We start from the raw sequence: 19,595 nt of genomic DNA, 5'->3' as shown, positions 1-19,595 counted from the left end.
ATGACGTCTGCCAGCAGCCTCGCCCGCTCCACCACCGTGGAGAAACCCGAGCCCCGCCTCAACGACGCGGACACGATCGCCACCGAGATCGTGGAGAAGCTCACCTACTCGATCGGCAAGACCGTGAAGGCCGCGCGCATTCACGACTGGCTGGAAGCCACGACCCTCGTCGTGCGCGACCGCATCATCGACAATTGGTTCGAATCGACCATCAAGACCTACGAGCGGCAGGACAAGCGCGTCTGCTATCTTTCGATGGAATTTCTGATCGGCCGCCTCCTGCGCGATGCGATCAGCAATCTCGGTCTGACCGAGACCGTGCGCGAGGCGCTGGCCCGCTATGATGTCGATCTCAACCTCGTGGAGCTTCTGGAGCCGGATGCGGCGCTCGGCAATGGCGGTCTCGGCCGCCTCGCCGCCTGCTTCATGGAATCCATGGCCACGACCGGCGTTCCGGGCTTTGGCTACGGCATCCGCTATGTCCATGGCTTCTTCCGTCAGGAAGTGGTCGATGGCGCGCAGGTCGAGCTGCCCGAAACCTGGCTGAAGCACGGCAATCCCTGGGAGTTCGAGCGCCGCGAAAGCTCCTACGAGATCGGCTTCGGCGGCAAGGTCTCGGCCATCGAGGAAAACGGCAAGCTGCGCTCCGTCTGGCGCCCGGGCGAGCGCGTGCTCGCCGTCGCCTACGATACGCCGGTCGTCGGCTGGCGCGGCCAGCACGTCAACACGCTGCGTCTGTGGAGCGCGCAGTCGCTCGATCCGATCCTGCTCGACGCCTTCAACGCGGGCGACCATATCGGCGCGCTTCTGGAATCCAACAAGGCGGAGGCGATCACCCGCGTCCTCTACCCTGCCGACTCGCATCAGGCCGGCCAGGAACTGCGCCTGCGGCAGGAGTATTTCTTCTCCTCCGCCTCGCTGCAGGACATCATCCGCCGCCATCTGGCGCAGCATGACGACTTGACGAATCTGGCCGACAAGGTCGCGATCCAGCTGAACGACACGCATCCGGCGGTCTCGGTCGCCGAGCTGATGCGTCTTCTCGTGGACGTGCACGGGATGGAGTGGGACGCCGCCTGGAAGGTCACGCGCGACACCTTCTCCTACACCAACCATACGCTTCTGCCGGAAGCCCTCGAAACCTGGCCGATCCATCTGTTCGAGCGCCTGCTCCCGCGCCAGATGCAGATCATCTACCAGATCAACGCCGAGGTTCTGCGCGAGGCGACCGCTGGCAAGCAGCTCGACGACGGCACCATCTCGGCGATCTCCCTGATCGACGAGAACAACGGTCGGCGCGTGCGCATGGGCCAGCTCGCCTTCGTGGGCAGCCATGCCGTCAACGGCGTGTCGGCGCTGCACACCGAGCTGATGAAGGAAACCGTGTTCCACGACCTGCACAAGGTCTTCCCGACGCGCATCGAGAACAAGACCAACGGCGTGACGCCGCGCCGCTGGCTGTTCCAGGCCAATCCCGGCCTGACCCAGCTGATCGAAGAGGCGATCGGCCCCGGCTTCAAGGACGACATCACCCAGCTCGCCAAGCTCGACCCTCATGCCGAGGACGCGGGCTTCCGTGAGAAGTTCGTCGCCATCAAGCGGCAGAACAAGCAGCGCCTCGCTCATCTCGTGGAAGAGCGCCTCGCGATCCATCTCGACCCGAATGCGATCTTCGATATTCAGGTCAAGCGCATCCACGAGTACAAGCGTCAGCTCCTGAACATTCTGGAGACGGTCGCGCTCTATGAGCAGATCCGCTCCCTGCCCCATCTCGACTGGACGCCGCGCGTCAAGGTCTTCGCCGGCAAGGCGGCTCCCTCCTATGTCCAGGCGAAGGAGATCATCCATCTCGCCGGCGACGTGGCGCGGGTGATCAACTCCGACCCGACGGTGCGCGGCCTCCTCAAGGTCGTGTTCATTCCGAACTACAATGTCAGCCTCGCCGAGATCATCATGCCGGCCGCCGATGTGTCGGAGCAGATCTCGACCGCCGGCCTTGAAGCTTCCGGCACGGGCAACATGAAGTTCGCCCTCAACGGTGCGCTGACGATCGGCACGCTCGACGGCGCCAATGTCGAGATGCTGGAGCACCTGGGCGAAGAGAACATCTTCATCTTCGGGCTGAAGGCCGACGAGGTCGCGCGCAAGCGCGCCGAGGGCCATCGCGGACAGGGTGTCATCGATCAGCAGCCCATGCTGCGCTCGGCGATCGACTCGATCTCGGCGGGCGTCTTCAGCCAGGACGATCCGAACCGTTACGCCAATCTCATGAACTCGATCCGCGACCGCGACTGGTGGATGATCGCCGCCGACTTCCGCGCCTATTGGGACACGCAGCGCCAGCTCGACGTGCTCTGGAAGGACCGCGCGAAGTGGGACGCGATTGCAGTGCGCAACACGGCCCGGATGAGCTGGTTCTCCTCCGACCGCTCGATCGACGAATACGCGCACGACATTTGGCACGCCGGCCCCAAGGGCCGGTAATTCCCCCTTGGCCCAAAATTCTTTCGCCGCGACTAGTTCGCGGCGAAAAAACGTGTGGGCATGGCCTTCCCCTCGCTGGAAGGTCTGCCCGCTCACGCTATCTTGACGAGATAGAAACGCATCAAGACACTAGGGGGGATCGCGGGCCAAGCCGGTCGAGCAGCGATCTCTGGGGGGAGAAACGGGATGGCCGATAGCCGGCGACTGGCACCGATTGCGCGCGACACCATGGCTTATGTTCTAGCCGGTGGTCGCGGTTCGCGTCTGATGGAACTGACCGACGACCGGGCCAAGCCCGCCGTCTATTTCGGCGGCAAGTCGCGCATCATCGACTTCGCCCTGTCGAACGCGGTCAATTCGGGCATCCGCCGAATCGGCGTCGCGACGCAATACAAGGCCCATTCGCTGATCCGCCACCTGCATCGGGGCTGGAACTTCCTGCGCCCCGGCCGCAACGAGAGCTTCGACGTTCTTCCCGCCTCGCAGCGCGTATCGGAAGACCAATGGTATGCCGGCACGGCCGATGCCGTGTATCAGAACATCGACATCATCGAGGCCTACGCCCCCAAATACATCATCATTCTGGCGGGCGACCACATCTATAAGATGGACTACGAGATCATGCTCCAGCAGCATGTGGACACGGGGGCCGACGTGACCGTCGGCTGTCTCGAAGTCCCGCGCATGGAAGCGGTCGGTTTCGGCGTCATGCATGTGGACGAGAAGGGCCAGATCACCGACTTCATCGAGAAGCCCGCCGATCCGCCGTCGATCCCCGGCCGGCCGGACACGGCGCTGGCCTCCATGGGCATCTATGTCTTCAACACGGCCTTCCTCGCCGACCAGTTGCGCCGTGACGCGGCCGATCCGAAGTCGAGCCGCGACTTCGGCAAGGACATCATTCCCCATATCGTCAAGCACGGCACGGCCTGGGCGCATTCGTTCAACACGTCCGTCGTGCGCTCGGCCGCCGAATACGGCGCTTACTGGCGCGACGTCGGCACGGTGGACGCCTATTGGCAGGCCAATATCGACCTGACCGACGTGGTGCCGCAGCTCGACATCTACGACCGCGACTGGCCGATCTGGACCTATGCAGACGTGACGCCGCCCGCCAAGTTCGTGCATGACGAGGACGGACGTCGGGGCATGGCGATCTCCTCGCTCGTTTCGGGCGACTGCATCATCTCCGGCGGCACGCTGCATCGCTCGCTCCTGTTCACGGGCGTTCGTCAGAACTCCTATTCCAAGCTGGACGAAGCGGTGATCCTGCCGGGCTGCCATATCGGGCGCGGCGCGCGCATCACCCGCGCCGTGGTGGATCGCGGCGTTCATATCCCGGATGGTCTCGTGATCGGCGAGGACCCGGAACTCGACGCGCAGCGCTTCCGACGCACGTCGAGCGGCGTGTGCCTCGTCACCAAGCCGATGATCGACCGGCTCAACTACAGATGACTTCGGTCCTTTCCGTTGCATCGGAAGTCTTCCCGCTGGTGAAGACGGGCGGCCTCGCGGACGTGACAGGCGCTTTGCCCCTCGCGCTCGAGCCGCTCGGTGTCTCGGTGCGCACGCTGATGCCCGCCTATCCCAGCGTGATGGCGGAACTCGGCGACGCCGAGCCCGTCGCCGCGCTTCCCGATCTGTTCGGCGGCCCTGCGCGTATCCTGTCGGTGCACCACGCCGGGCTCGATCTGTTGCTGCTGGACGCGCCTCACCTCTTCGATCGGCCGGGCGGCCCCTATGTGGGGCCGAACGGATACGACCATCCCGACAACTGGGCGCGCTTCGCCGCGCTCGGCAAGGCCGCGGCCGAGATCGGGCTTGGGCTGATCGCGGGCTACAGGCCCGACATCGTCCACGCTCATGACTGGCAGGCTGCGCTCGCGCCCGTCTATCTCGACGCGGCGGGCGGCGAGCGACCGCGCAGCATCATCACCATCCACAATCTCGCCTTTCAGGGCGCCTTTCCGCAGACGATCTTTCCCGAACTCGGCCTACCGGAGACTTTCTGGGGCATCGACGGGGTCGAGTATTACGGCTCGGTCGGCTTCCTCAAAGGCGGCCTGCGGGCGGCCGACCGGATCACGACAGTCAGCCCCAACTATGCGGGCGAAATCCTTCAACCCGCCGGGGGCATGGGCCTCGACGGGTTGCTACGGGGGCGCGCCAACCGGCTGGTTGGCATCGTCAACGGCATCGACACATCCGTTTGGGACCCCGCCACCGATCCGCATATCGCGGCGAGCTTCACGCGCGACGATCTGTTCCGCCGCAGCCTGAACAAGCGGGCGCTGGAGGCGGAGTTCTCGCTGGAGGAGGACGAGTCGCCGCTTCTGGCCGTTGTCAGCCGCCTGACCTGGCAAAAGGGCCTCGACATCCTGGCCGACTGCGTGGACGACGTGGTGGCGGCCGGCTGCCGGCTTGTCGTCGTCGGCTCGGGCGACCGGCTTCTGGAGGGCGCGTTCCTGTCCGGCGCGGCGCGCCATTCCGGGCGCGTGGGCGTGCGCATCGGCTATGACGAGCTTCTGTCGCACCGGGTGCAGGCGGGCGCCGATGCCCTGCTCGTACCCTCGCGCTTCGAGCCCTGCGGCCTGACCCAGCTCTACGCGCTCCGCTATGGTTGCCTGCCCGTGGTCAGCCGCGTCGGCGGATTGGCCGACACGGTGATCGACGCGAATTTCGCAGCCCTCGCCGCGAGCGCAGCCACCGGCATCGTCTTTGCGCCCGTGACGCGCGAGGCGCTTCTCGACGGACTGACCCGCCTCACCCGCCTTTATGCCGACGCGCCGACCTGGCGCGACATCCAGCGCTCCGCCATGTCGAGCGACGTGTCCTGGACCGCCAGCGCGCGCCGTTACGCCGACCTCTACTCGAGCCTTTCCGAGGAAAGCACCCGATGATCCGCACCGTCGCGACGACGCCCTTTTCCGACCAGAAGCCCGGCACATCGGGCCTGCGCAAGAAGGTGCCGCATTTCAGCCAGCCGAACTATGCCGAGAACTTCCTTCAGGCGATCTTCGACGCCACGGAGCGCCCGGCCGGCTCGTCGCTGGTGATCGGCGGCGACGGCCGCTTCTTCAACGCCGAGGTTATCCGCAAGGCGATCCGCATGGCCGCCGCCAACGGCGTCGCCAAGGTCATCGTCGGCCAGAACGGCCTTCTCTCGACGCCGGCCGCCTCCAACCTCATCCGCCAGCGCAAGGCGGCGGGCGGCATCATTCTTTCGGCCTCGCACAATCCCGGCGGGCCGGACGGCGATTTCGGTATCAAGTACAACATCTCAAACGGCGGCCCGGCTCCCGAAGGCGTGACCGACGCGATCTATAAGCGCACGCGCGAGATCAGCGAATACAAGATCGTGGACGAGGACGCGCCGGACCTCTCGGTCATCGGCACCTCGCGCCTCGGCGAGACAGAGGTCGAGATCGTCGATCCCGTGGCCGACTATGCCACGCTGATGGAAGAGCTGTTCGACTTCGCGGCGATCCGCGAGGCGATTGCCGGCGGCCTGACGCTGCGCTTCGACGCGATGCACGCCGTCACCGGCCCCTATGCCAAGGAAATCCTGGAGAAGCGTCTGGGCGCGCCTGACGGCACCGTTCTGAACGGCGTGCCCTCGGAGGATTTCGGCGGCGGCCATCCCGATCCCAATGTCGTCTGGGCCGCGCCTCTGGTCGATCTTCTGCTTGGCCCCACCGCCCCTGATTTCGGCGCGGCGTCGGATGGCGACGGCGACCGCAATATGATCCTCGGGCGCGGCATCGTCGTGACGCCCTCGGACTCGCTCGCGGTTCTGGCCGCCAACGCGCATCTGGCGCCGGGCTATAAGCGCGGCATCGCCGGCATCGCCCGCTCCATGCCCACCAGCGGCGCGGCCGACCGCGTGGCGCAGAAGCGGGGCATCGGCATTTACGAGACGCCGACCGGCTGGAAGTTCTTCGGCAATCTGCTCGACGCCGGCAAGGTGACGATCTGCGGCGAGGAAAGCGCGGGCACGGGCTCGGACCATGTGCGCGAGAAGGACGGGCTCTGGGCCGTTCTGCTCTGGCTGAACATCCTCGCCGTGAGCAAGGAGTCGGTCGCAGAGATCGTGAAGTCGCACTGGGCCGAGTTCGGCCGCAACTACTACCAGCGCCACGACTATGAGGAAGTGGACAAGGCGGCGGCCGAAGGACTGATGGAAAGCCTGCGCGATCGTCTGGCCTCCATGGCAGGTCAACGCTTCGGCACGCTCGTCGTTTCGGAAGCCGACGACTTTTCCTACAAGGACCCGATCGACGGTTCGGTCTCGACCAGCCAGGGCGTGCGCATCGTCTTCTCCGGCGGCTCGCGCATCGTCTTCCGCCTGTCGGGCACAGGCACGGTTGGCGCGACGCTGCGCGTCTATATCGAGCGTTTCGAGCCGGACCCGGCCAAACACGATCTCTCGATCGAAGAGGCTTTGGGCGAACTCGTGCGGACAGCCGACGCGATCGGCGAGATCACCAAGCGCACGGGCCGTGCGGAGCCCGACGTTCGCACGTGAGCGCTCTGGACCGATCGCCCGTCGCCTCGCGGCTGCGGGCGATCCGCCCCCTTCATTGGGGTCTGACCTTCGGGGTCGTGGCGCTCGCGGCCGCGACCCTTCTTCTGATGGGCCGCGTGCCGATCTGCGAATGCGGATATGTCAAACTCTGGCATGGCGCGGTGCAGAGTTCGGAAAACTCGCAGCATATCGCCGACTGGTATTCCCCCTCCCACCTGATCCACGGTTTCCTGTTCTATAGCGGGCTCTGGCTCGCGGCGCGGCGCTGGCCGATGGGGCGCAGGCTCGTTCTCGCCACGCTCATCGAAGCCGCCTGGGAGATCGTCGAGAACACCGATGCGGTGATCCGCCATTATCGCGAGACGACCATCTCGCTCGATTACTTCGGCGACAGCGTTCTCAATTCCGTCTCCGATATCGGCTTCATGATCCTGGGCTTTCTTCTGGCCGCGCGCTTGCCCATCTGGCTCACTATCGTGATCGCACTCGGCTTCGAGATTCTCACCGGCTGGCTGATCCGCGATAACCTCACCTTGAACGTCCTCATGCTTCTTTATCCGCTGGACGCCGTGAAGGCGTGGCAGGGCGGCGCCTGATCGGCGCTTCGGGACCGGGAGACGACGGGCTTGTTCAGCATCACCAGGGAGCGCGGCGCGCCCATCCGGCTCGGCGCCAGCGTCGAGGCGGACGGCGTGCACTTCGCCGTCTTCTCCGCCCATGCGGATCGGATCGAGCTATGCCTGTTCGACCCGGCCGGCATCCAGGAAAGCCAGCGGCTTCCCTTGCCCGGCCGCACGGAGGGCGGCGTGCATTTCGGCTTCGTGCCGGACCTTGCCCCCGGCGCGCTCTACGGCCTGCGCGCGCATGGGCCGTTCGCCCCTCACGAAGGCCATCGCTTCGACGCCTCGAAGCTCTTGGTCGACCCCTATGCAACGCGGCTCGACCGCCCCTTCCTCTACCATCCCTGGCTCGCCGCACCGCCCGAACGCCGGATCGATACCGCTCCGCTCGTGCCTCGCGCAGTGGTGGAGGACCTCAGCCGCGACGCACGCCCCCTCCCCTTCGCCAAGCCGGGCTTCACCTATGAACTGCCCGTGCGCGCCTTTTCGCAGATGCGCCCCGATTTGCCCCAGCGCCTTCGTGGCACGCTGGCGGCGCTGGCCGAGCCCGCCTCGCTCGACCATCTGACGCGGCTTGGCGTCGAGACGGTGGAACTCATGCCGCTGGCCGCCGCAATCGACGAGCGGCACCTGTCGGCACTCGGCCTCACCAATGCCTGGGGCTACAACCCCATTCCCCACGGCGCACCCGATCCGCGCCTCGTGCCCGGCGGCTGGCCGGAGGTGCGCCGCGTGGTGGACGCGCTTCACGCGCGCGGCATCCGCGTTCTCCTGGACGTGGTGCTGAACCATTCGGGCGAAAGCGACCGCTATGGTCCGACGCTGTCCTATCGCGGGCTGGACAACAAGAGCTACTATGCCGCCTCGCCGGATGATCCGGACGCTCTGGTGAACGACACCGGCACCGGCAACACGTTCGCGCTTTGGCGCGAGCCGGTCGCCAGAATGGCGCTGGACGCACTCAAGAACTGGGTCGAAATCGGCGGCATAGACGGGTTTCGCTATGATCTCGGCACCGTCCTCGGCCGCACGCCGGAGGGCTTCCGCCCCGACGCGCCGCTACTTCAGATGATCGCTGCAGATGCGGTGCTGAAGGATCGCGTGCACGTCGCCGAGCCCTGGGACATCGGCCCCGGCGGCTATCAGGTCGGCGCCTTTCCCAAGCCCTTTCTGGAATGGCAGGATCGGTTCCGGGACGATATCCGGCGCTTCTGGCGCGGCGATGCCGGCACGGTCTCGGCGCTGGCGACGCGCCTGTCGGGCTCGCCCGATCTGTTCGACCCGAAAACGCGCGTGCCGTCCGACGGCGTCAATTTCATCGATGCCCATGACGGGTTCACGCTGCGCGATCTCGTCAGCTACGAGACCAAGCACAATGGCGCCAATGGCGAAGGCAATCGCGATGGCCATGGCGACAATCATTCCTGGAACAATGGCGCGGAAGGGCTGACGCGCGATCCCGGCATTTTGGAGCGCCGCCGACGCGACGTGCGCGCGCTTCTGGCGACGCTGTTCGTCGCGCGCGGCAATCCGATGATCGTGGCGGGTGACGAGCTGGGCCGCACGCAAGGGGGCAACAACAATGCCTATGCGCAGGACAACGAGACCTTCTGGATCGACTGGCCGGCGGCCGACGACGAGTTGATCGCCTTCACCGCGCGGCTCCAGCGCCTGCGCCGCGCCCTGCCATCCCTTTCGCTCGATCGCTTTCTGACGGGCGAGACGGTCGAGGGCGAGATGGACGTCGTATGGCTGCGCGCCGATGGCGGCGAGATGCGGCCGGAAGACTGGGCGGACGGGAACCGCGCGCTGCTCGGCCTGCGGCTGGCGGGCGGGAGCGAGGCGGCGCTCGTTTATTTCAATCGCGGCTGGCAGCCCCTCGACATCCACGTGCCCGAGCCGGCATCCGGGCGCAGCGTCTGGCTGGAGCTTCTATCGGACCGCCCCGAGGCCGAGCCACGCCCCTTCGACATCGGGCAGGTTTTGACGCTTGGCGCACGCTCCGTCGCCATTCTGCGCGAGGGATAAGTCGGCGCGTCCACGACCTCGACGAACGACACCGCAAGGGGAAGCAGGGGATAGGCGGCCTGCCCCCTTTGCGCCATCCCGTGCGAGACCCTAAATCCAGGGGGTCGCCGCGTCGGATACCCCTTCATGCCCATTCAGCTTTTGCCCGAAAACCTGATCGACCAGATCGCCGCTGGCGAAGTGGTCGAGCGGCCGGCAAGCGTGGTGAAGGAACTTCTGGAAAACGCGCTCGACGCCGGCTCGCGCCGCGTCGAGATCGTCACGGCGGGCGGGGGCAAGAGCCTGCTGCGCATCAGCGACGATGGCTGCGGCATTCCCGTGAGCGAACTGCCGCTTGCCATCCGCCGCCATTGCACGTCCAAAATGTCCGGTGGGTTGGAGGCGATCGACACGCTCGGCTTTCGCGGTGAAGCCCTGCCCTCGATCGGCTCGGTGGCGCGGCTGACCTTACGGTCCCGCGCGCGCGGTACGGACGGGGCGCATGAGATTCGCGTCGACAACGGCGTGCAGGACGGGCCGCGCCCGGCGCCGCTCTCGGCCGGCACGATGGTGGAGGTGCGCGATCTCTTCCACTGCGTGCCCGCCCGACTGAAATTCCTGAAAAGCGACCGCGCGGAAAGCGCGGCCATCACCGAGACGGTCAAGCGCATCGCCATCGCCTTTCCCGCCGTGCGCTTCGAACTCGCCGGCGAGGACCGAACCGAGACCGTGCTGGCAGCCGGCAGCCCGGAGGCGCGCATCGCGCAGATCGTCGGTGCGGAGTTCATCGACAACGCGGTGGAGCTGGATGCCCTGCGCGAAGGCGTGCGGCTCACCGGATGGGCGGGCCTGCCGACCTATCATCGCGGCAATGCGCAGCATCAATATGCCTATGTGAACGGGCGGCCGGTGCGCGACAAGATGATTCTTTCGGCCATTCGCGGGGCCTATGTCGATTTCGTGCCGCGCGACCGCTATCCGGTCTGCGTGCTCTTCTTCGATGTGGACCCGCGCGATGTCGATGTGAACGTGCATCCCGCCAAGGCCGATGTGCGCTTTCGCGACCCCGCTCTGGTGCGCGGCCTCATCGTCGGCGCGATCCGGCAGGCGCTCGGTGGCATGAGCCTGCGCGCTTCGACCGAAGGCGCGGACGGGCTGATGGCGCGCTTTCGCCCCGGCGGCATGGGCGGCGGCATGGCGGAAGCGCCCGCCCGCGAATCTCACACGGCGGATCTCCACGCGGCGAGACCGGGCGCGGCGAGCCCGCGAGCTCCTTCCACCACCCGACCCGCACCCGCCATGCCCTCCGGTATCGGCGCGCGAGCCGCCTCCGCCGTACTCGGCCGGCGCGCGAGTGGCTTTCGCGAGCGGGGAGAGACGCCGTTCGACGCCGAGACCAGCTTCTTCCGACCGCTGGAAACGCCCCCCGGTCCGCGCGAGCCCGCACCGCGCATGAGCGGCTTCGAGCCGCAAGCCCGCCCGGTGCGTGAAAGCGAGCAAGCCCCCGCGCCCGCCAGCGCGGAGTTTCCGCTCGGCGCGGCGCGAGCGCAGATCGACAAGGCCTTCATCGTCGCCGAGACGAGCGACAGTCTGGTGATCGTTGATCAGCACGCCGCGCATGAGCGGCTGGTCTATGAGGCGCTGAAAGAGGCGCTTCATGCCGATGCCATCCCCGCGCAGATGCTTCTCATCCCCGATGTCGTGGACTGCTCGGAAAGCGAGGCCGAGCGGCTGGCTGAGGAAGCGGAGACGCTATCGCGCTTCGGCCTCGTGATCGAACGCTTCGGCCCCGGCGCGATCATGGTGCGCGGGACGCCGGCTATTCTGGGCGAAGTGGACGCCAAGGCGCTGGTGCGCGATCTCGCGGACGAGCTGTTCGAAGGCGGGCAAGTGGGCCTCAAGGCGCGGATCGACCATGTGGCCGCGACCATGGCCTGCCATGGCTCGGTGCGCTCGGGGCGACGGCTTCAGCCGGCCGAGATGAACGCGCTGCTGCGCCAGATGGAACGGACCCCTGGCTCGGGCCAGTGCAACCATGGGCGGCCGACCTTCATCGAACTGAAGCTCGTGGATATCGAGCGCCTGTTCGGCCGGCGTTGACAAGTTCCCCCGTCAAGCCGAACAGAGACGCATGACACCGGCGCGCGGCGACCGGCCCAATACAAGAGAAAACGGATGATGAACCGGATGGATAGCGGCGGCGAGGCCAAGCTGCAGTATGGCGATGGCGATTTCGAGGTGATCCGCCCCGGCGCCTATGTGCGCTGCGCCGTGACGGGCGAGCCCATCGCGCTCGACCTCCTGCGCTACTGGAACGTGGAGCGGCAGGAGCCCTATCGCGACGCCGAAGCCTCGCTTCGGCGCGAGTTGGAACTGGCGCCCGCGCGCAAGCGCTGACACTTCGCCAAGCGCGGGTGCTCTGACAAGCTCTGACGGCTCAGCGCGCGGAAAAGCGCGCGAACGCCTGCCGCAAGAGAGCTTCGGCGGTCTCTGCTTCGATCCACTGAACCTCGACATCGAGCACGCGAGCGAGGCGGCTGAGACCGCGCATCGGCCCATCCTGCCGTCCTTGGAAGCGCGCGCGGTCCTTGGCCGTGGTGACGAGATCGAGGCCGAGACTGTCGGCCTCGGCCAGCAGCTCGCGCGCGTCGTCCGGCTTGAACATATGATGGTCGGGAAAGCTGCGGGTGGCGACTATCTCGGCCCCGGCAGCCTTCAAGGACGCATAGAACTTTTCCGGGTCCGCGATGCCGGCAAAGGCGAGGACGCGGCGGCCGGCGAAATCGCCGGCATTGGGGGAGCCAAGCGTGGCGCGATAGAGCGGCAGGCCGGCATCTCGCAATTGCTGCGCCAAAGCCTCGCCCGGCGCGCCCACTCCGATCAGAATCGCGGCATCGGCATGGGCCAGCTGCGACCCCAGCGGCGCGCGTAAGGGGCCGGCCGGCAACACGCGCCCATTGCCGAGGCCCCGGCGCGCATCGGCCACGAGAAGCGCAACATCGACATGCAGCCGCGCGCTCTGAAACCCGTCATCCATGATGATCAGATCGCAGCCGGCTTGGCGCAGAAGCTCGGCCCCCTTGGCGCGGTCGGGGGCAATGGCGGTCGGCGCGACTCCGGCCAGAAGCAGAGGCTCGTCGCCGACGAGATCGGCCGAATGCTGCGAGGGATCGACCAGAAGCGGGCTGCGCGCCGCGCCCCCATGGCCGCGCGACAAGAAGCCCGGACGATGGCCCATCGCGAGCGCGGCACGGCCCAGCGCCTGCGCGGTCGGCGTCTTGCCCCCGCCCCCGACCGTCCAATTGCCGACGCAGAGCACCGGCAGCGGCACGCGCACCCGCGCGCCGCGCTCCAGATTGCGCTGTGCGACCCAGCCATAGGCGAGCGCCGGCGCGGCCAGCGCGCGGGAGGCAAGGCCAGGCTCACGCCACCAGAAGCGGGGGGCGGTGCCCAGCAGCGCCATGTCAGTTGCCCCAGTCCATCCGGCAGGACAGGCGCAGCGGCAGGAGGAACGGATCGAGCGCGGCCATGGTGCGCTTCAGCGCGCCGCCCATATCGGCCACGCTGTCGCGCGCGGCGTCCATCATCTGCCGGCGCGCGGCGGGGCGGTCGAACAGTTCCGACACGGCTGCGCCGAGTTCGGCTTCGTCCTGCACGATCCACGCCGCGCCCCGCTCGATCAGGCGGTGATAGACCTCGCGGAAATTCTGGACATAGCGTCCCGAAAGAATGGCCGTGCCGAGCATCGCCGCTTCCAGCGGGTTCTGCCCGCCCTCGCCCCGGATCGATTTGCCGATGAAGGCAACCTCGGTGAGGCGAAGATAGAAGCCCATGTCGCCCATCGTGTCGCCGAGAAAAATGTCGGTCGTGGGTGTCGGCAATTCGCCCCGGCTCCAGCGCGCCACCTGAAGCCCCTTGGCTTCGAAGTCGCGCTGGATGGCGTCCGCCCGTTCCACGTGGCGCGGCACGATGATGGTCAGAACGCGCCCGCGCTCCTCCATGAGGCGCAAATGGATGTTGGCGGCCATCTCCTCCTCGCCCTCATGCGTGGACAAGGCGGCCCAGACGGGACGCATCCCGATGCCCTGGCGCGCGGCTTCGAGATCGAGAAGATGGGCGGGAGGCGCTTCCACATCGGCCTTCAGATTGCCGGCGACGCTGACGGCCCGCGCGCCCAAGAGATGGTAGCGCTCGCCGTCGATCTCGGACTGCGCCACGACATGAGCCAGCTTCGACAGGAGGGCTTCGGCGACGCCCGGCGCGGATTTCCAGCGCTTGAAGGAGCGGTCGGACAGGCGGGCGTTGACCAGAACCTGCGGAATGCGGCGCGCGGCCAGCTCCGACATGGTGGTCGGCCAGATCTCGCTTTCCGCCACGATGGCGAGTTCCGGCTGCCAATGGTCGAGAAAACGCGACACGCAGGGCTTGAGATCGAGCGGCACATATTGATGGATCACGCGGTCGCCGAGCCGCTCGGCGACGGTGGCCGCCGAGGTGACCGTGCCCGTCGTCATCACGATGGTGATGCCGTCCGCCGCGATTTCTGAGACGAGCGGCGAGACGGCCGCGCTCTCCCCCATCGAGGCCGCATGGACCCAGACGAGCGGGACGCCCGGCGGGCGAATCTCGCTCGGGATACCGTAGCGCTCGCGTCGGCGCTCCTTGTCTTCCTTGCCCTTCGAGGCCCGCCAGCTCACATAGGAGCCGACCGCCGGATAGGCGAGAGAGCCGGCGACGCGATAGGCGGTCAAGGCCGCCTTGGCCCATCTGTCGTTCAATGGCTTGTCTTTCGGTCCGCCAGGTCCGCGGCCCGCCGGTTCGCCCGTTCGATGGCGAGCGTCAGGCGGGCGCGAATCTCTTCCAGCTCGTCCGCGCTCGCGTGAGGCGGAACGAAGATCGGTTCCTCCATGATCACGGCAATGCGGCCGAAGGGCAGCGGGAGGGTGGTTTTGTCCCAGGTTTTTTCCAATACCCGTCTGCGACTCGTGATCGCGGCGCTCGGCACGATGGGCCGGCCCGACAGGCGCGCCAGCGTGACGATGCCGAGCCCCGCTTCGCGCGGCACGCCCTTGGGCACGTCCGCGATCATGCAGATGCCGAACCCATCGTCCAGCGCCCGCTTCATGCGGATCAGCGCGCGCACGCCGCCCTTCTGCGAGGCGGCCTCGCGCACGCGCCCGCCCGAGCCGCGCACCGTCTCGATCCCGAAGCGCTCCACCACGGCGGCGTTGATCTCCGCATCGGCGCTGCGCGACAGGAGCGCGAGATAGGGCAGATCGCGGGGCCGGAAGAAGGGCGCAAGCAGGTGCTGCCCATGCCACAGCGCCACGATGGCCGGATGGTGCTCGTGCAGAATGGCATTGTAGTCGCTGGAGCCCGCCGCCTCGCGCTGCGAGGCGCGGATGGCGCGCAGGCCCTCGAAGATCAGCCGGCCGACCACGCGCACGGCGCCGGGCGAGCGCGAAGCCGCCTTGAGGCGTCGTTTCAGACGCACCCGCCATTTGCGGCGTTTGGGCCGCGCGGCGGGCTCGGCGATCTGCTGGCTGTCGTCCGGCGAGCCCGGCCCTTCGGCCTTGCTCACTGGCCCTGCGGGTCGAGGAGCCGGTGCATGTGGACGATGAAATAGCGCATGGCCGCATTGTCGACCGTCGCCTGCGCCTTGCCGCGCCACGCCGTCAGGGCCGAGGCGTAATCGGGAAAGATGCCGACGATGTCGAGCTGCGACAGATCGCGGAAATCGACATGATCAAGGCTGGTCAGCTCGCCGCCGAACACGAGATGAAGCAGCTGCTTGGGCTTTTCTTCGCTGACCATAGGAACGATCTCCAGACTGAAACCAAAAGCGGGGCGGACAAGGGCTCAGACGGCCTCGGCGCCATAGTCGAGCAGGCGGCGCACGGTGCCTTGCGCCCCCGCCACGAGGACGCCATGCCTTTCCGGCGCGGGATTGTAAAGGTGGGACGACCCATCGGCGCGCACGAGCTGCCCGCCCGCGCGCTCCAGAATGAGATCGCCGGCCGCGATGTCCCAGTCATTGGCGCGTGCGCCCACCAGCGTTCCGTCGAGCCGGCCGCTTGCGACCATAGCAAGACGATAGGCGAGCGAGGGAACATTGGGCGCAAAATCGATCCGCTCGCCATGCAGCCTCTCCAGCTTGCGGCGCATGGAATCGGGCATCGAGAGGAGCAGCTTGCGTTTGTTCTCGTGGGCGGAAACGGCGATCGGCGCGCCGTTCATCCGGGCCGGGCCATCGGCCGTCGCGGTGAACACTTCGCCGAGCGCCGGCGCGTCGAGCACGCCCGCCACAGGCCGCCCCGACCCTATCACGGCGACCGAGATGCACCAGGTCGTCTCGCCGCGCAGAAAGGCGCGCGTGCCGTCGATCGGGTCCACCACGAAAAAGCGCTGCTCGCCGGCATCGGCGGCCTGCGCGGCCGTCTCCTCCGAAATCCAGCCGTAATGCGGGCGCGCGTCCAGAAGCACGCGGCGCAGATGCGCGTCGGAGGCGAAGTCCGCCTCCGAGACCGGGGACGAGCCCTTCCACCAGACTTCCGGCTCGCGCTTCCAGAAGCCGAGCGCGATGCGCCCGGCCTCGGCGGCCGCCTGCCTGATCAGCGCGAGGTCTTCGTCCGACGTGTGCATCCCTAGCGGCCCGCCACCGTCATCTCGCCAATGCGCAGGGTCGGCACCACGAGCGAGAAGCGGGCGTCTCCGTCATTGGCCGGCTCGACTGCCATGAACATGTCGGTGAGATGGCCCGCGATGGTGAATTCCGACACGGGGCCGGCGAGCTGGCCGTTCTCGATCAGGAAACCCGATGCGCCGCAGCTGTAATCGCCGGTCACGAGATTGGCCCCATGGCCGATCGTCTCGGTGACGTAGATGCCCTGATGCGTGTCGGCGATGAGTTCTGCCGCCGAGCGCGCGCCATGGGTCATCGTGACGTTGGTCGAGGTGGGCGATACGCCGCCCGAGGAGCGCGCGGCGCGCCCGTTGGACCGGAGGCCGAGTTCGCGCGCCGTGGCGCTGTCCAGCGTCCAATGACGCAGGATGCCGTTCTCGACCAGCATCAACCGTTCGCCGCGCACGCCTTCGCCGTCGAAGGGGCGCGAGCCCGCGCGGCGCGGCAGCTGCGGATCATCGATGAGGTCGATGCCCTCGGGCAGAACCAGCTCGTTCATGCGGTCCTTGATGAAGCTCGTGCGCCGCGCGATGGCAGCGCCGTTGAGCGCGCCGATCAGCCCGCCGATCAGCCCGCGCGACACGCGAGGATCAAGCACGATCGCATAGCGGCCCGTCGCGACCTTGGCCGGGTTGAGACGGCGCACCGCGCGCTCGCCCGCGCGCCGGCCGATCGCCTCCGCCGCGTCGAGATCGCCCGCGTGGATGCGCGAATCGAAATCATAGTCGCGCTCCATGCCCGTCCCCTCGCCCGCCAGAACGCTGACGGAGCGCGAGAAGCCCGAGCGCCGGCGCTGGCCGGCAAAGCCCGTGGAGGTCACGAGTACGAGGCCCGTCGTGCCGAAGCCGGCCGTCGCGCCGCTGGAATTCGAGACGCCGGACACGCCGAGCGCGGCCGCTTCCAGCGCCTTGGCCTCTTCCAAGAGCGCCTCGCCGTCAGGCTCGGTCGGATCGTAGAGGTCGAGCCCGTCCGCGCCGTCCGACAGGAGCGCGGCGTCGGCGAGGCCCGCATAGGGATCGACCGGCGAGACGCGGGCCATGGCGACGGCCCGCTCGGCCAGCCGCGCGGCGTCCGAGCGCAGGTCGGAGGAGACGGTCGCCACGCGTCCGCCCACGAAGACCCGCAGCGAGACCTCGTCGCTTTCGCTCGATTCCAGTTCCTCGACGCGGCCCATGCGCACCTGCGCCGAGCGCGAGCGCGAGCTGACCACCGCCGCGTCGCACGCGTCCGCGCCGGCGCGCCGGGCGGCGTCCACCAGCCGTCCGCCGAGTTCGAGAAGGCGCGGGAAATCGTCATTCATGGGAAAACCGCCGAAACTTTTGCACTTGCACCATCTATTATGTCATTCGCTGCCTTCAAGCCGACTTCATCCGCCCGCCCCGGAGGATTCCCGTGGAAGAGACCGTTCCGCTATTCCTGGAAATTCTCCTGATCCTGGGCGGAGGGATCGTCGCCGGCACGCTGTTCAAGCGCATCGGCCTCGGTACGGTGCTCGGCTATCTCTTCGCCGGGATCGTGCTCGGCCCGATTTTCCGCGTGGTGGAAAGCGGGCAGAACGAAATCCTGCATATCGGCGAACTTGGCGTCGTCTTCCTTTTGTTCATCATCGGGCTGGAACTCAAGCCCTCCCGCCTCTGGGCGCTGCGTCGGCAGATCTTCGGCCTCGGCCTCGCGCAGGTCGTGCTGACCGGCGCGGCGCTGTCGCTCGCCCTCTCCTTCCTGCCGCTCGGCTGGCGGGCGGCGACGGTGATCGGCTTCGGCTTCGCCCTGTCCTCCACCGCCTTCGCGCTTCAGCTGCTGGAGGAAGCGGGCGAACTCAACACGCGCTTCGGGCAGACGTCCTTCTCCGTTCTCCTATTTCAGGATCTCGCCATCGTGCCGCTTCTGGCCGCGCTGCCGCTTCTGGCGCCGGGCGGGAGCGAAGGCACGGGGATTGACGTGCGCGAGGTCGCCATGAGCTTCGCCGCGCTCGGCGCGCTCGTGCTTTCGGGCCGCTATCTCCTGAACCCGCTGTTTCGAATTCTCGCCAATGCCGGCGCGCGCGAGGTGATGATCGCGGCCGCGCTTTTCGTGGTGCTCGCCTCGGCGCTGCTCATGGCGCTGGCCGGCTTCTCCATGGCCATGGGCGCTTTCATCGCCGGCGTGCTTCTGGCCGAATCCAACTACCGGCACGAGCTGGAAGCCAATATCGACCCGTTTCGCGGCCTGCTTCTCGGCCTCTTCTTCATCGCGGTCGGTCTGTCGCTCGACATCAACGTGATCGCCGCGAACTGGTGGATCATTCTTCTGGCCGCGCCCGCGCTGCTTCTGATCAAGGCGGCGATCCTGTTTCCGCTGTGCCTTCTCTTCGGCGAAAGCCGGCAGACGGCGCTGCGCACGGCGCTGATCCTGCCGCAGGGCGGGGAGTTCGCCTTCGTGCTCTTCTCGGCGGCCTCCTCGGCCGCGATCTTCGATGGGCAGATCGGCTCGCTTCTCGTATCGGTCGTCACGCTCTCCATGGCCCTGACGCCGCTGGCCGACTATCTTGGCCGTCGCCTGTCGGGTGAGGACGCGGAACTGGAAGAGCTGGAGGAGGACTTTGCGGGCGCGGGCGCCGATATCCTGATGATCGGCTTTTCGCGCTTCGGGCAGATGGCGGCGCAGGTGCTGCTTTCCAGCGGCCACGACATGACGATCATCGATTCCTCGGCCGAGCGCATCAAATCGGCCGGGCGCTTCGGCTTCCGCATCTATTTCGGCTCGGGGCTGCGGCGCGACGTGCTTCTGGCGGCGGGCGTGCGGCAGGCCAAGGTCGTCCTGGTCTGCACCAACAAGCCGGAGGTGACGAACGGGATCGTCGATCTTATCCGCTCGGAATTTCCAGAGACGCGGCTCTATGTGCGTTCCTACGACCGCAACCACTCGCTCACTCTGCGCGAGCGCGGCGTGACCTTCGAGCTGCGCGAAACCCTGGAATCGGCGCTGCGCTTCGGCGGCGAGACGCTGCGCGAACTAGGGCTGGAGCCCTCCCGCATCGCCGAGATCGTGGACGATGTGCGCCAGCGCGACGCCGAGCGGCTGGCGCTGCAGCAGGCGCGGGGCGCGGGCGTCGGCGGCAGCGTGCTCGCCCCCTCACGCGTCACACCCGAACCTCTGTCGCGGCCCCAGCGTGGCGATGGCACGGAGCGCCAGCCCCGTGGCGCGCCGCCGCGTTACCTCCGGGAGGCGGCCGAGGCCGGGAACGGGGGGAACGCAGAGCCCAGCTAACGAAGCGGAACCGGGAGTGCGAGATACGGTT

Annotated in this window: 15 protein-coding genes; 9 read left to right on the top strand and 6 right to left on the bottom strand. The window is 67.4% G+C overall.

What is annotated here, in order from left to right; all coding sequences use genetic code 11:
• The 8 genes from NS365_RS17300 to NS365_RS17265 all read left to right on the top strand — a co-directional run bounded on the left by NS365_RS17300 (position 1) and on the right by NS365_RS17265 (position 12,033).
• Positions 1 to 2,484 carry a glycogen/starch/alpha-glucan phosphorylase gene (locus NS365_RS17300; RefSeq protein ID WP_058601544.1) on the top strand — a complete coding sequence of 828 codons (2,484 nt, stop codon included), beginning with the start codon at positions 1 to 3 and terminating at the stop codon, positions 2,482 to 2,484.
• A gap of 186 nt (positions 2,485 to 2,670) precedes the next feature.
• Positions 2,671 to 3,939: a glucose-1-phosphate adenylyltransferase gene (gene glgC / locus NS365_RS17295; RefSeq protein ID WP_058601543.1), complete on the top strand. Its 1,269-nt coding sequence runs from the start codon at positions 2,671 to 2,673 to the stop codon at positions 3,937 to 3,939.
• On the top strand, positions 3,936 to 5,384 hold the full coding sequence (gene glgA, locus NS365_RS17290) for a glycogen synthase GlgA (RefSeq protein WP_058601542.1): 1,449 nt from the start codon (positions 3,936 to 3,938) through the stop codon (positions 5,382 to 5,384). Before glgC ends, glgA begins: the two co-directional genes overlap by 4 nt.
• Positions 5,381 to 7,009 (top strand): alpha-D-glucose phosphate-specific phosphoglucomutase, encoded by a 1,629-nt coding sequence (locus NS365_RS17285; RefSeq protein ID WP_058601541.1) that lies wholly within the window; start codon positions 5,381 to 5,383, stop codon positions 7,007 to 7,009. Before glgA ends, NS365_RS17285 begins: the two co-directional genes overlap by 4 nt.
• 32 nt (positions 7,010 to 7,041) lie before the next feature.
• Positions 7,042 to 7,605, top strand: coding sequence for a DUF2585 domain-containing protein (locus NS365_RS17280; protein WP_058601560.1), 564 nt, complete (start codon positions 7,042 to 7,044; stop codon positions 7,603 to 7,605).
• 30 nt (positions 7,606 to 7,635) lie between these two features.
• A complete protein-coding gene (gene glgX / locus NS365_RS17275; protein WP_058601540.1) occupies positions 7,636 to 9,657 on the top strand; it encodes a glycogen debranching protein GlgX in 2,022 nt (673 codons plus the stop codon).
• A gap of 126 nt (positions 9,658 to 9,783) precedes the next feature.
• Positions 9,784 to 11,736, top strand: a complete 1,953-nt coding sequence (mutL, locus tag NS365_RS17270) for a DNA mismatch repair endonuclease MutL (RefSeq protein WP_058601539.1) — start codon at positions 9,784 to 9,786, stop codon at positions 11,734 to 11,736.
• Between the two features lie 75 nt (positions 11,737 to 11,811).
• Positions 11,812 to 12,033, top strand: a complete 222-nt coding sequence (locus tag NS365_RS17265; protein ID WP_058601538.1) for a DUF2093 domain-containing protein — start codon at positions 11,812 to 11,814, stop codon at positions 12,031 to 12,033.
• Between the two features lie 40 nt (positions 12,034 to 12,073).
• On the opposite strand, the gene lpxK is transcribed toward NS365_RS17265, so the two are convergent.
• From lpxK to NS365_RS17235, 6 genes are read right to left on the bottom strand one after another with little or no spacing between them, the layout of a single operon-like run.
• Complete coding sequence (lpxK, locus tag NS365_RS17260) at positions 12,074 to 13,093, bottom strand: tetraacyldisaccharide 4'-kinase (protein WP_430515431.1); 1,020 nt, start codon at positions 13,091 to 13,093, stop codon at positions 12,074 to 12,076.
• Positions 13,094 to 13,100: 7 nt separating this feature from the next.
• Positions 13,101 to 14,414, bottom strand: a complete 1,314-nt coding sequence (gene waaA, locus NS365_RS17255) for a lipid IV(A) 3-deoxy-D-manno-octulosonic acid transferase (protein ID WP_058601536.1) — start codon at positions 14,412 to 14,414, stop codon at positions 13,101 to 13,103.
• Positions 14,411 to 15,217 (bottom strand): lysophospholipid acyltransferase family protein, encoded by an 807-nt coding sequence (locus NS365_RS17250; protein WP_058601535.1) that lies wholly within the window; start codon positions 15,215 to 15,217, stop codon positions 14,411 to 14,413. Before NS365_RS17250 ends, waaA begins: the two co-directional genes overlap by 4 nt.
• Positions 15,214 to 15,450 (bottom strand): DUF4170 domain-containing protein, encoded by a 237-nt coding sequence (locus NS365_RS17245; RefSeq protein WP_058601534.1) that lies wholly within the window; start codon positions 15,448 to 15,450, stop codon positions 15,214 to 15,216. Before NS365_RS17245 ends, NS365_RS17250 begins: the two co-directional genes overlap by 4 nt.
• Positions 15,451 to 15,495: 45 nt before the next feature.
• Complete coding sequence (locus NS365_RS17240; RefSeq protein ID WP_058601533.1) at positions 15,496 to 16,278, bottom strand: 3'(2'),5'-bisphosphate nucleotidase CysQ; 783 nt, start codon at positions 16,276 to 16,278, stop codon at positions 15,496 to 15,498.
• Positions 16,279 to 16,280: 2 nt separating this feature from the next.
• The gene (locus tag NS365_RS17235) at positions 16,281 to 17,618 is read right to left on the bottom strand and encodes a TldD/PmbA family protein (RefSeq protein WP_058601532.1); all 1,338 of its coding nucleotides are present in this window, start codon (positions 17,616 to 17,618) and stop codon (positions 16,281 to 16,283) included.
• 92 nt (positions 17,619 to 17,710) lie between these two features.
• Here NS365_RS17235 and NS365_RS17230 point away from each other — a divergent pair, with 92 nt between their 5' ends.
• The gene (locus NS365_RS17230; RefSeq protein WP_058601531.1) at positions 17,711 to 19,564 is read left to right on the top strand and encodes a monovalent cation:proton antiporter-2 (CPA2) family protein; all 1,854 of its coding nucleotides are present in this window, start codon (positions 17,711 to 17,713) and stop codon (positions 19,562 to 19,564) included.
• Positions 19,565 to 19,595: the final 31 nt, after the last annotated feature.

The sequence above is a fragment of the Aureimonas ureilytica genome (genome assembly GCF_001475935.1).
GTDB lineage: Bacteria > Pseudomonadota > Alphaproteobacteria > Rhizobiales > Rhizobiaceae > Aureimonas > Aureimonas ureilytica_A.
Note: the sequence above shows the minus strand (reverse complement) of the source record. Positions and strands in the feature narration are given on the sequence as shown.

Coding starts and splice junctions, on each gene's coding strand:
- NS365_RS17235 (WP_058601532.1), bottom strand. CDS start 17,618: ATGAATGACGATTTCCCGCGCCTTCTCGAACTCGGCGGACGGCTGGTG.
- NS365_RS17240 (WP_058601533.1), bottom strand. CDS start 16,278: ATGCACACGTCGGACGAAGACCTCGCGCTGATCAGGCAGGCGGCCGCC.
- NS365_RS17265 (WP_058601538.1), top strand. CDS start 11,812: ATGATGAACCGGATGGATAGCGGCGGCGAGGCCAAGCTGCAGTATGGC.
- NS365_RS17285 (WP_058601541.1), top strand. CDS start 5,381: ATGATCCGCACCGTCGCGACGACGCCCTTTTCCGACCAGAAGCCCGGC.
- NS365_RS17300 (WP_058601544.1), top strand. CDS start 1: ATGACGTCTGCCAGCAGCCTCGCCCGCTCCACCACCGTGGAGAAACCC.
- mutL (WP_058601539.1), top strand. CDS start 9,784: ATGCCCATTCAGCTTTTGCCCGAAAACCTGATCGACCAGATCGCCGCT.
- NS365_RS17245 (WP_058601534.1), bottom strand. CDS start 15,450: ATGGTCAGCGAAGAAAAGCCCAAGCAGCTGCTTCATCTCGTGTTCGGC.
- glgA (WP_058601542.1), top strand. CDS start 3,936: ATGACTTCGGTCCTTTCCGTTGCATCGGAAGTCTTCCCGCTGGTGAAG.
- glgC (WP_058601543.1), top strand. CDS start 2,671: ATGGCCGATAGCCGGCGACTGGCACCGATTGCGCGCGACACCATGGCT.